The organism is Alsobacter sp. R-9 (assembly GCF_054612375.1).
In genome coordinates this window covers 144,638-159,748 of the sequence record NZ_JBTSWJ010000008.1, presented here as the reverse complement: position 1 = coordinate 159,748, position 15,111 = coordinate 144,638, and the positions used below count along the sequence as shown (strand labels likewise).

Sequence of the window (15,111 nt, the reverse complement as noted above, 5' to 3'; positions counted from 1 at the left end):
CGCCCGTGCTCATCAAGCGCAAGAGCGGCGAAGCGAGCCGCAGCAAGCTCCAGGGCCTCGCGGCAGGCCTGTCGTCGGGGATCGTGGACCGCCGCTCGTTCCTGAAGCGGTCGGGCCTCATGGCCGGCGGCCTCGCCGCGGTCGGCTCGATCTCGCTCGGCTCGGTCCGCAAGGCCGAGGCCGGTCCCATGCAGCCCGGCGTGCCGGTCACCCGCGTCAAGAACATCTGCACGCACTGCTCGGTCGGCTGCACCGTCGTCGCCGAGGTGCAGAACGGCGTCTGGGTCGGCCAGGAGCCGGCCTGGGACAGCCCGATCAACCGCGGCTCGCACTGCGCCAAGGGCGCTTCCGTGCGTGAGCTGGTGCACGGCGACCGCCGCCTGAAGTACCCGATGAAGCTCGTCAACGGCGAGTGGCAGCGGATCACCTGGGACGTCGCCATCAACGAGATCGGCGACAAGATGCTCCAGCTGCGCGAGCAGTCGGGCGCCGACAGCGTGTTCCTCCTCGGCTCGGCGAAGATGTCGAACGAGGGCGCCTACCTCTACCGCAAGTTCGCGGCCATGTGGGGCACCAACTCGGTCGACCACCAGGCCCGCATCTGCCACTCCACGACCGTCGCCGGCGTCGCCAACACGTGGGGCTACGGCGCGATGACGAACAGCTACAACGACATCCGCAAGTCGAAGACCATGATCATCATGGGCGGAAACCCTGCGGAGGCGCACCCCGTGTCGCTCCAGCACGTGCTGGAGGGCAAGGAGCTCAACCGCGCCAACATGATCGTCATCGACCCGCGCTTCACCCGCACGGCCGCCCACGCCACGGAATACGTCCGCATCCGTCCCGGCACGGACATCCCGGTGATCTACGGGATCATGTGGCACATCTTCCAGAACGGCTGGGAGGACAAGGAGTTCATCAAGCAGCGCGTCTACGGCATGGACCAGCTCCGCAAGGAGGTGGACAAGTGGACGCCTGACGAGGTGGAGCGCGTCACCGGCGTTCCCGGCGAGCAGCTGAAGCGCGTCGCGGAGAAGTTCGCCAAGGAGAAGCCGTCCACCCTGATCTGGTGCATGGGCGCGACGCAGAAGACGGTGGGCACGGCCAACGTGCGCGCCTACTGCACGCTGCTGCTGGCGACCGGCAACGTCGGCGCCGAGGGCACGGGCGCCAACATCTTCCGCGGCCACTGCAACGTGCAGGGCGCCACGGACATGGGCCTCGATGTCAGCAACCTCCCCTGCTACTACGGCCTGGTCGAGGGCGCGTGGCGGCACTGGGCCCGCGTGTGGGACGTCTCCTACGACTGGCTGCAGTCGCGCTTCGACGAGGTTCCGGCCAAGGCCGGCCGCCCCGCGCGCAACCGCAAGCAGAACATGGAGACCCCCGGCATCACCACTACGCGTTGGTTCGACGCCGCGCTGATGCCGGCCGACCAGGTCGACCAGCGCGACAACATCAAGGGCATGGTGGTTTTCGGCCACGGCGGCAACACCGTGACGCGGATGCCGGAGGTGGCGAAGGGCCTCGAGAAGCTTGAACTTCTCGTCGTTGCCGATCCGCATCCGACCACGTTCGCCGCGCTCTCCGAGCGCAAGAACGGCACCTACCTGCTCCCGATCTGCACGCAGTTCGAGTGCTCGGGCTCGCGCACGGCGTCCAACCGCTCGATCCAGTGGGGCGAGAAAGTGGTCGACCCGATCTTCGAGTCGGCGAACGACTACTGGGCCATCTCGAAGCTGGCCACCAAGCTCGGCTTCGGCGCCGAGCTGAACAAGAACTTCAAGATGGTGAAGGGCAAGTTCGGCGACGAGCCGGAGGCCGAGTCCATCCTGCGGGAGATCAACCGCGGCGGGTGGTCCACCGGCTACACCGGCCAGTCGCCCGAGCGCCTGAAGGCCCACATGGCCAACCAGGGCGACTTCGACCTCGTGTCGCTGCGCGCCAAGGATGGCCCGAACAAGGGTGACTACTACGGGTTGCCGTGGCCGTGCTGGGGCACGCCGGAGTTCAAGCACCCGGGCACGCACATCCTCTACAACACCAACCTGCACGTGAAGGACGGCGGCGGCACGTTCCGCGCCCGCTTCGGCACGGAGTACCAGGGCGCGACGTTGCTCTCCGAGGGCTCTTACTCGGTGGGCTCGGAGCTGAAGGACGGCTATCCGGAGTTCACCTTCGGCATCCTGAAGAAGCTCGGGTGGGACAAGGACCTGACCGAGGCGGAACTCGCCACGATCAACCGCATCGGCGGCAACAACCCCGACGGCGTGAGCTGGGCGATCGACCTCTCGGGCGGCATCCAGCGCGTGGCGCTGGAGCACGGGTGCATCCCGTTCGGCAACGGCAAGGCCCGCGCCGTGGCGTGGAACCTGCCCGACCCGATCCCGATCCACCGCGAGCCGGTCTACACGGCCCGTCCGGACCTCGTGGCGAAGTATCCGGCGCTGCCGGATGGCCGCCAGCTGCGCATGCCGAACATCGGCGCCACCGTGCAGAAGACGGCGGTCGAGAAGAACGTCGCCAAGGAGTTCCCGATCATCCTCACCTCCGGTCGCCTCGTCGAATACGAGGGCGGCGGCGAGGAGACCCGCTCCAACCGGTGGCTGGCCGAGCTTCAGCAGGACATGTTCGTCGAGATCAATCCGTCCGACGCGCAGGCCCGCGGCATCAGCGACGGCGGCTGGGTGTGGGTCACCGGCCCGCAGTACGGCTCCAAGGCGCGGGTCAAGGCGCTGGTGACCGAGCGTGTGGCGAAGGGCGTGGCGTTCATGCCGTTCCACTTCGCCGGCTGGTTCCAGGGCGTGGACCAGCGCAGCAAGTATCCGAAGGGCGCCGATCCGATCGTGCTCGGCGAATCCGTGAACACCGTGACCACCTACGGCTATGACCCGGTGACGGGCATGCAGGAGACCAAGGTCACGCTCTGCCAGATCAGCGCGGCGTAAGGGGGAGACGAACCAATGCCTCGCATGAAGTTTCTCTGCGACGCCGACCGCTGCATCGAGTGCAACGCCTGCGTCACGGCCTGCAAGAACGAGCACGAGGTGCCGTGGGGCATCAACCGGCGCCGCGTCGTCACCATCAACGACGGCAAGCCTGGCGAGCGCTCCATCTCCATGGCGTGCATGCACTGCACGGATGCGCCGTGCCAGGCCGTCTGCCCGGTGGACTGCTTCCTGACCACGGCCGACGGCATCGTCCTGCACAACAAGGACCTGTGCATCGGCTGCGGCTACTGCTTCTACGCGTGCCCCTTCGGCGCGCCGCAGTACCCGAAGGTCGGCAACTTCGGCTCCCGCGGGAAGATGGACAAGTGCACCTACTGCGCCGGCGGGCCGGACGGCGGGGACACGATGGCGGAGTACGTCAAGTACGGCGCCAATCGCCTCGCCGAGGGCAAGCTGCCGCTGTGCGCCGAGATGTGCTCGACGAAGGCCCTGCTCGCCGGAGATGGCGACATCATCGCGCAGATCTACAAGGAGCGTGTCGTGAAGCGCGGCTACGGCTCCGGCGCCTGGGGCTGGAAGACGGCCTACAAGGAGACGGTGGCGATCTGACGCCGCCCGCGTCGACGCGGCGCCCCCCGGGGGGGGCGCCGCTTCCGCAACCCATCGAGGACTTCCGACATGGCTCTCCGCCAGTCTTTCCGGACCTTCTTTTCGGCCCACGGCATCCTGGCGATGCTGGCGCTGGCCGTTGCTCTCTCCGTCTGCGCACCGGCGATGGCGCAGCAGCCGAACAACCCGACCGCTGCCGCCGTCAAGGAGGACCAGCTCCTGATGCAGCTGCGCCAGGTCGAGGGGCGCGTCAGCATCCCCGACGCCAAGGCCGGCGTGCTCATGCAGCCGGGCGGCGACTGGCGCAAGGTCCACAACTCCACGATCCCGTGGGTCGCAGGCATCGCCATCCTCGGCATGCTGGTGGTGCTGCTGGGCTTCTACACGACCCGCGGCCGCATCATGATCGAGGCCGGTCTCTCCGGCCTTCGCATCCTGCGCTTCAACGGCTTCGAGCGGTTCGTGCACTGGCTGACGGCCTCGTGCTTCATCGTGCTGGCGATCAGCGGGCTGAACGTCACCTTCGGCCGCCACATCCTCCTGCCGATCGTCGGTCCGGAGGCCTTCACCGCCTTCTCGCAGTTCGCCAAGTACGCCCACAACTACCTGGCGTTCCCGTTCACCGTCGGTCTCGTCCTGATGCTGCTCATCTGGATCGCGGACAACATCCCGAACGGGCGCGACGTCGCGTGGTTCAAGGCGGGCGGCGGCCTGCTCGGCAAGGAGCACCCCCCGGCGGGCAAGTTCAACGGCGGCCAGAAGATGATCTTCTGGTCGGTGATCCTGGGCGGCGCGGCGCTGTCGTTCACCGGCGTCATCCTCCTCTTCCCATTCTGGGGGACGACCATCGGCGACATCCAGCTCGCCCAGATCGTCCACGCGGTCGTCGCCGCGCTGCTGACGGCGGTTATGCTCGCCCACATCTACATCGGCTCGATCGGCATGCAGGGCGCCTTCGACGCCATGGGGTCGGGCGAGGTCGACATCAACTGGGCCAAGGAGCACCACGCGCTCTGGGTCGAGGAGACCAAGGCGAAGGGCAACATGCCCCACGCCGTTCCTGCCGAGTAGACCTTCCGGCCTATTGCACCGACCATGCGCCCGGGAGGTCGTCTCCCGGGCGTTTCCTTTGCGGATCACAGCATGCGCGTCATCGGACTGGCCGGCTGGAGCGGCGCCGGCAAGACCACTCTCCTGGTCCGCCTGATCCCTGTCCTGCGTCAGCGGGGGGTCGGTGTCTCGACCGTCAAGCACGCCCACCACGCCTTCGACATCGACAGGCCCGGCAAGGACTCCCATGAGCACCGGCAGGCCGGGGCGTCCGAAGTCCTGATCGCGTCGTCCCGTCGCTGGGCGCTGATGCATGAACTGCGCGACGAGGGCGAGCCCCGGCTTCCGGACCTCCTCCGACGGCTCTCGCCGGTCGACCTCGTGATCGTCGAGGGATTCAAGCGGGAACGGCACCGCAAGCTCGAGGTGCACCGACTCGCCAATGGCAAACCGCCGCTGTTTCCCGACGACCCAGCCATCGTCGCCGTCGCATCGGACGGGCCGCCCCTCGACGGAGCGCCCCGCCAGATCCATCTGGATGACGTGGAGGGCATCGCCAAACTGGTGCTGGAGGCGGCGATGCCAGTCGAGGACACGATGAAGGCCCTGGCGCAGGGGCCCCGGGAGAAGGCCTGATGGCGCAGCTCAGCGCGGACAGCTTCGCCTTCGGCGGTGAGCTGATGTCGGTGGACGAGGGCGTGGCGCTGCTGGCGTCCCGCATCGCCGCCATCGAGGGCCACGAAGAGGTTCAGCTCACGGAGGCGGATGGGCGGGTGACGGTTTCACCGATCGTCGCACCCGTGAACCTGCCGCCTTTCGACAATTCGGCCGTGGATGGCTACGCGGTGCGTGCGGCGGACCTCGTGCCCGGGGCCGACACGGTTCTGCCCGTGGAGGGGCGCCTTGCGGCAGGCATGGCGGCGGGCGGGGCGCTGCGGCCCGGCTCGGCCATTCGCATCTTCACCGGCGCGCCGATGCCGCCGGACGCCGACACCGTCTACATGCAGGAGGACGTCCGGATCGACGGAGCCCGGGTCATCCTGCCGCCCGGCCTGAAGGCGGGTGCCAACCGGCGGCTCGCCGGCGAGGACACGCCGGCCGGCTCGACGGTGGTCGCGGCAGGGCGCCGGCTCACGCCGCAGGACATCGCGCTGCTGGCTGCGCTCGGCCTGCGGTCCGTCACGGTCCGGCGCCGACTGCGCGTCGCCGTGTTCTCGACCGGCAACGAGGTGCTCGATCCGGGCGCTGCGCTCAGGCCGGGCGCTCTTTACGATTCGAACCGGTTCGTCCTTCAGGCGCTGCTGCGGCGCCTCGGCGCGCAGGTGAGCGACCTCGGCATCCTCCCGGACCGTCGCGAGGCGGTCGCCGAGGCGGTCCGGGGCGCCGCGCATGACCACGACCTCATCGTCACGTCGGGCGGCGTCTCGACCGGCGAGGAGGACCATGTGCGCGCCGCGCTGGAAGGGGAGGGATCGCTCGTGTTCTGGCGGCTGGCCATCAAGCCGGGCCGACCGGTCGCTATGGCGGTCGTGGCAGGGACCCCCGTGATCGGGCTGCCGGGCAATCCCGTCGCCGTCTTCGTGACCTTCGCCCACGTGGTGCGGCCGCTGGTCGCGGCGCTGGCGGGCGAGGCCTTCGCCCGGCCCCTGCCGCTGCCCGTCGTGGCGGATTTCGCCTACCGCAAGAAGGAGGGGCGGAGGGAATATGTCCGCGTTGCGCTCGCGCGGGGCGACGATGGCAGGGTCCTGGCACGAAAACACCCGCGCGACGGCGCGGGTGTGATCACGTCCCTGACGGAAACGGACGGTCTCGTGGAACTGCCTGAGGCGGTCACGTCGGTCGCGCCGGGCGACGTCGTCGGGTTCCTCGCCTACGCAGTGCTGCGCTGACGATCAGCTCCTGTGGTCGGCCTTGTAGACGCTCGGCCAATCCCGTCCGACCAGGTTGTCGCCGGGATCGCCGACGCGCGCACCCGTGGTCGAGTAGGCCTCGTAGACCGGGCGCTGGAACCGCTCATTGAGCACCATCATCGCGCCGACGGCGCCGACGACGGCGATCAGGCCTGCGATCACGATCATCTTCATCGAAATTCTCCCAAGCTACTGGCACCGCTCGCGAACTGCGGGAGCCTGCACCCGTTGCACGAGATTTACAGGTCGGGGTGAAGCGTTGCAAGGCGCTCCGCTTCGGCCACGTCCTCCGGCGTGTTGGCATTGAAGAACGGATCCACCGGTTCGGCGGGCCATTCCACGGTCGCGACGCGGTAGCGTGCCGTGAACCGGTCGATCTTGCGCAGGTCCTCGTCGACGAGCGCGCGTCGCAGGTCGTCCCTCAGGCGGACCGGCCAGAGGCCTATGACGGGGTGCGTCTGCCCGGCCGATGCTGCGCAGGCGATGTCCGCGCCGTCCTCGCCGCACGCCGCCGCGAAGCGGGCGACGAGATCGCGGGGCAGGAAGGGACAGTCGGCGGCGACGCTGACGACATGCGTCGTGCCCGGTTGCGCGGATGCGTGGTCGAGGCCGGCGAGGATCCCCGCAAGCGGTCCCGCGAAGCCGGGCACGCTGTCGGGCACGACCGGCAGCCCGAAGGCCTCGAAGCGCGACGGGTCGCCGTTGGCGTTCAGGGCGAGCGCGGCGCATTGCGGCGCCAGGCGGTCGATGGCCCGAGCCAGCATGGAGCGGCCGGCCACGTCCCGGAGCGGCTTGTCGCCGCCCCCCATCCGGCGCGCGAGGCCGCCAGCCAGCAGGACTCCGAGGATCGGGTCACGCGACATCGATGCCACCATCGGTTCACGCCCACCCGCCAGGACACCCGCTGCCGAAACGGCCGGGGTGCATGGCGCGCCGGCCGGTCAGCGTCGGCGGTGGTTCATCTCCTCGATCAGCGCATCGACCGCGACGATGGCGTTCTCGAGCTCGCTGATCTTGCGGATCACGCCGTCCGGCGGAAGCGAGGTGGACTCCGCCGCCTTCAGGATGAGGTCGCGCTGGGCCTGGCGAAGGCGCTCGGAGAGGGCGTGAAGACCGTCCATGGTATCCTGCTTCCAGAAATGCCGTTTGCCCGCGGATCCGTCCGGAGCCAACGCGTGAGACAAAAAATCGCGGCGCCGGGCGATCCTGGTGCCGGTTGCGTGACTCGAACACGCGACCTGCCGCTTACAAGGCGGCTGCTCTACCAACTGAGCTAAACCGGCCCCGGGGATCGCTTGCGGCGACAGCCCTTCGTCTCAGCGTTTTGCGTACCGGAGTCAAGGATTCCCGCGGTTTCTCCACCCGGACGAGGCGTCTTGCGAGTGTGACCGTGGCCGCCGCCGAAGCACCCGACCCCTGCCACAATCCTGCCACCAGACATTCATTCCTCATTCAGCGCGATGATCCTACGAATCTCCACGCTCGCGTTTGCAGACCCCGGAGCCTGACATGACCAAGACGACCCTCTTTCGCGGCGCCCTCGCGGCCCTGACGCTGGCGGCCGTCACCGCCGGGAGCGTCGCCCCGGCGTCGGCCGACTACTATTACCGCCGGGGTGGCGGCTGGTCGCCCGGCGCGGCCGCGGCCGTCGGGGCCATCGGCGGGCTGGCGCTCGGCGCCGCCATCGCCGGTTCGCGCCCGGCCTACGCCTATCCGGCACCCGCTCCCGTTTATGCCGCCCCGCCGCCCCGGCCCGTCTACATGGAGCCGGAGCCCGAGTGCTACGTGCGCCGCCAGCGCGTGTGGGTCGAGGGCTGGGGCTGGGAGGTCCGCCGCGTCCGCGTGTGCGACGCGTACTGACGCGGCTTCTCCCGGGAACGGATCAAGGAAAAGGCCCCGTCGCGATGCGACGGGGCCTTTCTCTTGGTCGCGAAGGGGAGGGGCGCCGGGGCGCCCCTCGCTTCCGTCAGTCGGCGTAGATGTCGCGGTCCTTGGTCTCGGGCACGAAGAGCATGCCGATGACGAAGGTCGCGAGCGCGATCACCACCGGGTACCAGAGGCCGAAGAAGATGTCGCCGGTGGCCGCCACCATGGCGAAGGCGGTCGGGGGCAGGAAGCCGCCGAACCAGCCGTTGCCGATGTGGTAGGGCAGCGACATCGCGGTGTAGCGGATGCGGGTCGGGAAGAACTCGACCAGCGCGGCGGCGATCGGGCCGTACACCATCGTCACGTAGATGACGAAGATGGTCAGGATGCCGATGGTCGTCCAGGCCTGCCCCGTCGTCGGGATGATCGACGTGGTCTTCACGATGTTCGGGTTGCCCGCCTTCGGGTAGCCCGCCTCGACGGCGGCGTTGCGGAACGCCGTCATGTTGGCCGGCAGCGCCGGGGCAATGGCAACTTCCTTGTCGTTGACCATCACCTTCGGAGCCGCGCCGGCGGGCGCCGGGACGAACTCGTACTTCACGGCCGAGCGGGCGAGGGCCACGCGGGCCACGTCGCAGGGCGCGGTGAAGGTGCGGATGCCGACGGGATCGAACACCGAGCCGCAGCTCGCCGGGTCGGCGACGACCTGCACCTTCACGCTCGTCAGGGCCTTGTCGAGGTCGGGGTTGGCGACCTTGGTGAGGTACTGGAAGAGCGGGAAGTAGGTGAGGGCGGCGATCAGGCAGCCGGCCAGGATCACCGGCTTGCGGCCGATGCGGTCGGACAGCGAACCGAAGACGATGAAGCCGCCGGTGCCGATGAGCAGCGACCAGGCGATCAGCACGTTGGCCGAGAACAGGTCGACGTTCAGGATGCTCTGCAGGAAGAACAGGGCGTAGAACTGGCCCGTGTACCAGACCACCGCCTGGCCGGCGACCATGCCGAGCAGGGCGAGGATGACCACGCGCAGGTTCTTCCACTGGCCGAAGGCCTCGGCGAGCGGCGCCTTGGAGGTCTTGCCCTCCTCCTTCATCTTCCGGAAGGCCGGGCTCTCCTCCATCTGCAGCCGGATCCAGACCGAGACGGCGAGCAGGAAGACCGAGAGCAGGAACGGAATGCGCCAGCCGTAGGCGGCGAAGTCCGCTTCGCCGAGCGTCAGGCGCAGCGCCAGGATGACGACGAGCGAGAGCAGGAGGCCCATCGTCGCCGTGGTCTGGATCCACGAGGTGTAGAAGCCGCGGCGCCCGCGCGGGGCGTGCTCGGCCACATAGACCGCCGCGCCGCCGTACTCGCCGCCCAGCGCCAGGCCCTGGAGCATGCGCAGGATGATGAGGATGACCGGGGCGATCCAGCCGATGGTGGCGTAGCTGGGCAGCAGGCCGACGCCGAAGGTCGACAGGCCCATGATCAGGATCGTGATGAGAAAGGTGTACTTGCGGCCGACGAGGTCGCCGAGCCGTCCGAAGACAAGCGCGCCGAACGGGCGGACGAGGAAGCCGGCGGCGAAGGCCAGCAGCGCGAACACGTTGCGGGTCGTGACGTCGAAGGCCGAGAAGAACTGGGCGCCGATCATCACGGCGAGCGAGCCGTACAGGTAGAAGTCGTACCACTCGAAGACGGTACCGAGCGACGAGGCGAGGATGACCCTCTTCTCCTCTCGCGTCATCGGGCGGGACCGCTGGTCACCCGCCGCTGCTGCCATGGTCATGGACGTGTCTCCTTAGAGCCTGACCCGTCGCCGCCCGCGGGGGCGCAAAACCCCATCATCCGGGCAACCGTCCATCGACGGCGCCCGCCACAGGCAGCGACTGAGAGAGTTGTGGCGGGGCACTGGCCTCGCCGGTTTCCTCCGACACCGTTCGCGGTGTTCGATCGTTTGTTGGCGCCGGGGGTCCGCCGCAGTCGGTTCGGGAACAGATCCCGAGAGTGCGGGAAACGTACCGGAAGTCAGGCGCTTATGTGATTCAACCTTCGTCTGACGGAAATTAGTTCAAGTCGCGAGCACCCCGTCGGCCGGTCGCATGCGCTCTCGCGGGATGCGGATTCCGCGCTTCTTCAGGTCGCGCAGCATCACGAACATCATCGCCGTCATGAGCGCGTCGTTGACTGCGTCGTGCTGGGCTAGGACCGGCAGGCCGAGGTCCTTCAGGATCGCGGCGAAGCTAAGGTCGATGCGCGTGCCGGGCGGGGCGTCGCCGTACTTGCGCTCGTGGTAGAGCGCCGAGACCTCGATGCGCGGGTTGGGCAGCCCCGCTCCCATGAACAGCAGCACGGCCTTGTCGAGCATCGCGACGTCGAAGTCGATGTAGTAGCCGACCAGCGGCCGCCCGCCGATGAAGTGCAGGAACTCCGGCAGCACCTTGTCGATGAGGCGCCCGCCCTCGACGTCCGCCTCGCGAAGGCGGTGCACCTTGATCGCGTCGGCCTGCATGGGCGTGTCGGGCTTCAGGGTCGCCTCGAATCGCTCGCTGGTCAGGATCCGATCGCCGCGGACCGGGATCGCCGCGATGGTGACGATCTCGTCGCGCTTCGTGTCGAGGCCCGTCGTCTCGCAGTCGACCACGACGAATTCGTCGGGCGGCCCCGGCCGGAACAGGAAGCGGTACTCCTGCCGGTGGATGGTGGCCTGGTGGAACAGCCGGCGCAGCGCCCGCAGCATGGCGCCTCCTCAGAACAGCCCGTGGCCGAAGTGCCGGCTCACCACCGCGCGGAACTGCTTCACGACGACGAAGGCGTCGCGCAGCAGGTCGCGCTCCATGGAGGAAAGCGCCGACGGGCGCACCAGCGTGCCGGACTTGCCGCCGTCGTGCGAGAGCTGGGCGTCGAGGCGCAGGCCGGACAGGAAGTGGAAGGCCTGCACGAGTTCGCGCGCATCCTCCCGGCGCAGCACGCCGAGGTCGGCCAGCCGGCCGATCCGGCCGGCCGTCGAGGTTTCCTCGATGCGCTTCTCCAGCGCCAGGGCGCGGGCGCCGTGGACGACCGGGAAGATGCCCCCCTTCTTGAGATCGAGGCTGTCGCCTTTTCCCTCCGCCGTGATGAGCGTGTTGAAAAGGCCGATGGGGGAGGGGAATGCGTCGACCGCCCGGGCGAAGTGGGCCAGATAGGCCTGCTCGCCCGAGGCGGCGGCCATCAGGTCGGCCCGCAGGGTGTCCAGAAGCGACGCGTCGCCCGCCACGGCCTGCGAGTCGAACAGGATCGCCATGTTCATGTGCGCGGCCTCGTCCGGCAGCGCTATCCAGCGGCGCAGCTCGGCCTGCCAGTCCGCGAGCGTGCGGCACCACGCCGGGTTCGACACCATCACTCCGCCCGGGCAGGGCGGGAAGCCGAACGAAGCCAGGGCCTCCGAGAAAGCCGCCCGGAACTGGTCGAGATCCTCCGCCGGGATGGGCTGGCGCAGGACGAGGCCGTTGTCCTGGTCGGTGCGTACCGTCTGCTCGCCGCGCCCCTCGCTGCCCATGACGATCAGGCAGGCGTCGCGGCGGACGGAGGGCGGGGCGAGGAGCGCGAACAGCTTGGCGAACAGGCGGCGGTTCAGGTCGGACACGATCTCGGCGATCACCTCGACCTTGACGCCTTGCCGCCTCAGCAGGCGGACCTGTCCCTCGATCTCGCGCGCTGCGGCGGCGAGGTCGTCGAGGCTCCCCGCCCGGTCGATACGGCCGGCGACGAGCTGCGTGTTGCCCGCGATGAAGCCGAGCAGGTCGATGTCCTCGATGATGCCGACGTAGCTCTCGCCGTCGTGCACGGCGAGGCGCCGCTTGTTGTGCTTGGTCATCATCAGCAGTGCCGACGAGACGAAGTCGTCCGGAGCGACGGTGGCGACGTCGTAGTGCGCGAGCCGGCCGACCGGCGTCTCCAGCGGCAGGCGCTGCAGGACGGCACCCTTCGACAGGTTCATGCCGGTGACGATGCCGGTGCGCGGGCCGTCGGTGACGAACAGCGCGTTCGTATTCACGTCGCGCATCGTGTGGCCGGCCTTCTCGATGCTGTCGGAGGCGTCGATGAAGACGGCGGGCTGCAGGAACACGTCGCGGACGCGGGCGCGCATCAGCGTGCCGACGCGCTGGTCCTCCTCGTCGCGGGCGACGGCCTCGAGCTTGCGCGAGATCTCGAGGAAGAAGAACGAGGCGAAGCGCGGGTTGCGCTCGATCGCCGCGAGCACGAGCCCGCGGGGGATGATGTAGGCGAGCGTCTCCTCGCGCGCCATGAAGGCGTGTGCGCTGCGGCCCTGCACGACGGCGCGGCCGTCGAAGGAGTCCTTGGGGCCAAGGAGCGCGACGAGCTCGTCGTCCTCGCGCTCCTCGACGGTGCCCTTGATGACGACGTAGAGGCCTTCCGCGGCCGCACCCTGGGCCTGGATGGTCTCGCCGGGGCGCCAGTAGCCGATGTCCATCCCCTCGCGAAGCATGTCGGCCTCGGCCGGGTCGAGCCGGTCGAAGGGCGGGTTCGCGGCATCGAATGCCTTGGGCATGGCTGCTCCGGCAAGCGCGAGCGAGGGTACTCTGGAAAAAAGGGCGGCCGGTCCGCAAGCACGGAGCCGGCCGCAGCGTGGAGGGGCGCGGGGAGGGAGGCGCCCCTTCCTGTCCCTGTCAGTGGGCGGCGGCGCCCGACGCCCCGATGCCGGTCTGCGACCGCACGTACTGGGCCTCGAAGGCGGCCTGCTCGGCCTTGGCCCGCGCGCTCGAGTCGAGCTTGGAGAACAGCCAGATCCCGATGAAGGCGATCGGCATCGAGAACAGCGCCGGGTTGTCGTAGGGGAACGGCGCCGAGCCCTTGGCGAAGCCGAGCGTCGTTTCCCAGACCGACGGCGAGAGCACGACCATGCTCACCGCGCTGATCAGGCCGAGGAAGCCGCCGATCAGCGCGCCGCGCGTCGTCAGGCCCTTCCAGAAGATCGACATGACCAGCACGGGGAAGTTGCACGACGCCGCGATGGCGAAGGCGAGGCCGACCATGAAGGCGACGTTCTGGTTCTCGAAGACGATGCCGAGCACCACGGCGAGGAGGCCGAGGGCCACCGACGCCATCTTGGAGACGCGGATCTCGTCCTGCTCGACCGCCTTGCCGCGCTTGATCACCGAGGCATAGAGGTCGTGGCTGATGGCAGAGGCGCCGGCGAGCGCCAGTCCCGACACCACCGCGAGGATGGTGGCGAAGGCGACGGCCGAGATGAAGCCGAGGAAGAGGCTTCCGCCGACCGCGTTGGCGAGATGGATCGCCGCCATGTTCGAGCCGCCCTTGAGCGCCGCGATCGGGCCCTTCGCGAGAAGCGCCGGGTCGAGGAACTCGGGGTTGGTGGAGACGAGCGTGATCGCGCCGAAGCCGATGATGAAGGTGAGGATGTAGAAGTAGCCGATGAAGCCGGTGGCGTAGAACACGGACTTCCGGGCCGCCTTGGCGTCGGCGACCGTGAAGAACCGCATCAGGATGTGCGGCAGGCCGGCGGTGCCGAACATCAGCGCGAGGCCGAGCGAGATCGCCGAGAGCGGGTTCGTCACCAGCGAGCCGGGCTCCATGATGGCGAGCTTCTTCGGGTGCACCTCGGTGGCCGTCTTGAACAGCGTCTCGGTGCTGAAGCCGAAGTGGTAGAGCACGGCGAAGGCCATGAACGACGCGCCGGCGAGCAGCAGGCAGGCCTTGATGATCTGCACCCAGGTGGTGGCGACCATGCCCCCGAAGGTGACGTAGACGATCATCAGCGCGCCGACGATCACGACGGCCATCCAGTAGTCGAGGCCGAACAGGATCTGGATGAGCTTTCCGGCGCCGACCATCTGCGCGATCAGGTAGAAGGCCACCGTCACCAGCGAGCCGCAGGCCGCCAGGATGCGGATCTCCGTCTGCGAGAGGCGGAAGGAGGCCACGTCGGCGAAGGTGAACTTGCCGAGGTTGCGCAGCTGCTCGGCGATCAGGAACGTCACGATCGGCCAGCCGACGAGCCAGCCTACCGAGTAGATGAGGCCATCGTAGCCTGAGGTGTAGACAAGGCCGGAGATGCCGAGGAACGAGGCCGCCGACATGTAGTCGCCCGCGATGGCGAGGCCGTTCTGGAAGCCGGTGATGCCACCGCCGGCGGAGTAGAACTGCGCCGCCGACTTGGTCTGCCGGGCTGCCCAGTAGGTGATGACGAGCGTGAGGCCGACGAAGGCTACGAACATGCCGATGGCCGGCCAGTTGGTGGCCTGCTTGGCGCCGCCTTCCACCGCGCCGGCGGCGAGGGCGAGCGTGGGGGCGAGGGCGGCGACGGCGGCGGAGGCCGCCGCTAGGGTGCGAGACAGGACGGACATCAGCGCGCCTCCTCGACGATCTGGCGCACGAGCGCGTCGTACTCGCTGTTGGCCCGGCGCACGTAGATGCCGGTCAGCACGAAGGCGGACACGATGACTGCGAGGCCCACCGGGATGCCGATGGTGGTGACGCCCGTGCCGATCGGCGTGCCGAGGAACTTCGGCGCGTAGGCGACCAGCAGGATGAAGCCGAAGTAGATCACCAGCATGGCGACCGAGAGCGTCCAGCCGAAGGAGGAGCGCTTGCGCACGAGCTCCCTGTAGGCCGGCATTCGTTCGATGGTCTCGTAACTCGCTGACATGCAGTCCTCCCGACCGAGCCCGGACCTGCCGGCGGCAGGCTTCAGACGGCAAAGACCTCCCGTGCCCCGGATC

General features: G+C 68.7%; 14 protein-coding genes and 1 tRNA gene. 6 read left to right on the top strand and 9 right to left on the bottom strand.

The features are described 5' to 3' along the window. The first annotated feature begins 5 nt into the window (after window positions 1-5). From ACX9GQ_RS14545 to ACX9GQ_RS14525, 5 genes are all read left to right on the top strand, one after another. The gene (locus tag ACX9GQ_RS14545; RefSeq protein WP_459630273.1) at window positions 6-2,951 is read left to right on the top strand and encodes a formate dehydrogenase subunit alpha; all 2,946 of its coding nucleotides are present in this window, start codon (window positions 6-8) and stop codon (window positions 2,949-2,951) included. A gap of 15 nt (window positions 2,952-2,966) precedes the next feature. Further along, the gene (gene fdh3B / locus ACX9GQ_RS14540; RefSeq protein ID WP_459630272.1) at window positions 2,967-3,563 is read left to right on the top strand and encodes a formate dehydrogenase FDH3 subunit beta; all 597 of its coding nucleotides are present in this window, start codon (window positions 2,967-2,969) and stop codon (window positions 3,561-3,563) included. A 69-nt stretch (window positions 3,564-3,632) separates the two neighbouring features. Next, window positions 3,633-4,634 carry a formate dehydrogenase subunit gamma gene (locus ACX9GQ_RS14535; protein ID WP_459630271.1) on the top strand — a complete coding sequence of 334 codons (1,002 nt, stop codon included), beginning with the start codon at window positions 3,633-3,635 and terminating at the stop codon, window positions 4,632-4,634. 72 nt (window positions 4,635-4,706) lie between these two features. Continuing rightward, complete coding sequence (gene mobB / locus ACX9GQ_RS14530; RefSeq protein WP_459630270.1) at window positions 4,707-5,249, top strand: molybdopterin-guanine dinucleotide biosynthesis protein B; 543 nt, start codon at window positions 4,707-4,709, stop codon at window positions 5,247-5,249. Beyond that, the gene (locus ACX9GQ_RS14525; RefSeq protein ID WP_459630269.1) at window positions 5,249-6,502 is read left to right on the top strand and encodes a molybdopterin molybdotransferase MoeA; all 1,254 of its coding nucleotides are present in this window, start codon (window positions 5,249-5,251) and stop codon (window positions 6,500-6,502) included. The genes mobB and ACX9GQ_RS14525 overlap by 1 nt, the downstream gene beginning before the upstream one ends. A gap of 3 nt (window positions 6,503-6,505) precedes the next feature. Here ACX9GQ_RS14525 and ACX9GQ_RS14520 read toward each other — a convergent pair whose 3' ends face one another. The 4 genes from ACX9GQ_RS14520 to ACX9GQ_RS14505 all read right to left on the bottom strand — a co-directional run bounded on the left by ACX9GQ_RS14520 (window position 6,506) and on the right by ACX9GQ_RS14505 (window position 7,806). Further along, window positions 6,506-6,697, bottom strand: a complete 192-nt coding sequence (locus ACX9GQ_RS14520; RefSeq protein WP_459630268.1) for a hypothetical protein — start codon at window positions 6,695-6,697, stop codon at window positions 6,506-6,508. A gap of 65 nt (window positions 6,698-6,762) precedes the next feature. Continuing rightward, entirely contained in the window at window positions 6,763-7,386 is a 624-nt protein-coding gene (gene mobA, locus ACX9GQ_RS14515) for a molybdenum cofactor guanylyltransferase MobA (protein ID WP_459630267.1), read from the bottom strand. Between the two features lie 78 nt (window positions 7,387-7,464). After that, complete coding sequence (locus ACX9GQ_RS14510; protein ID WP_459630266.1) at window positions 7,465-7,644, bottom strand: hypothetical protein; 180 nt, start codon at window positions 7,642-7,644, stop codon at window positions 7,465-7,467. A gap of 86 nt (window positions 7,645-7,730) precedes the next feature. Next, window positions 7,731-7,806: transfer RNA gene (locus tag ACX9GQ_RS14505), tRNA-Thr, on the bottom strand. 226 nt (window positions 7,807-8,032) lie between these two features. Here ACX9GQ_RS14505 and ACX9GQ_RS14500 point away from each other — a divergent pair. Next, on the top strand, window positions 8,033-8,383 hold the full coding sequence (locus ACX9GQ_RS14500; protein ID WP_459630265.1) for a hypothetical protein: 351 nt from the start codon (window positions 8,033-8,035) through the stop codon (window positions 8,381-8,383). A 106-nt stretch (window positions 8,384-8,489) separates the two neighbouring features. Here the strand turns inward: ACX9GQ_RS14500 and ACX9GQ_RS14495 are convergent, their stop codons facing one another. From ACX9GQ_RS14495 to ACX9GQ_RS14475, 5 genes are all read right to left on the bottom strand, one after another. After that, the gene (locus ACX9GQ_RS14495; protein ID WP_459630264.1) at window positions 8,490-10,157 is read right to left on the bottom strand and encodes an MFS transporter; all 1,668 of its coding nucleotides are present in this window, start codon (window positions 10,155-10,157) and stop codon (window positions 8,490-8,492) included. A 282-nt stretch (window positions 10,158-10,439) separates the two neighbouring features. Then, window positions 10,440-11,108, bottom strand: a complete 669-nt coding sequence (locus ACX9GQ_RS14490) for a 3'-5' exonuclease (RefSeq protein WP_459630263.1) — start codon at window positions 11,106-11,108, stop codon at window positions 10,440-10,442. Window positions 11,109-11,117: 9 nt separating this feature from the next. Continuing rightward, the gene (locus ACX9GQ_RS14485; protein WP_459630262.1) at window positions 11,118-12,920 is read right to left on the bottom strand and encodes a putative nucleotidyltransferase substrate binding domain-containing protein; all 1,803 of its coding nucleotides are present in this window, start codon (window positions 12,918-12,920) and stop codon (window positions 11,118-11,120) included. Window positions 12,921-13,038: 118 nt separating this feature from the next. Further along, window positions 13,039-14,736, bottom strand: a complete 1,698-nt coding sequence (locus ACX9GQ_RS14480; protein ID WP_459630261.1) for a cation acetate symporter — start codon at window positions 14,734-14,736, stop codon at window positions 13,039-13,041. Next, on the bottom strand, window positions 14,736-15,038 hold the full coding sequence (locus ACX9GQ_RS14475) for a DUF485 domain-containing protein (protein WP_459630260.1): 303 nt from the start codon (window positions 15,036-15,038) through the stop codon (window positions 14,736-14,738). The genes ACX9GQ_RS14480 and ACX9GQ_RS14475 overlap by 1 nt, the downstream gene beginning before the upstream one ends. Between the last annotated feature and the right edge of the window lie 73 nt (window positions 15,039-15,111).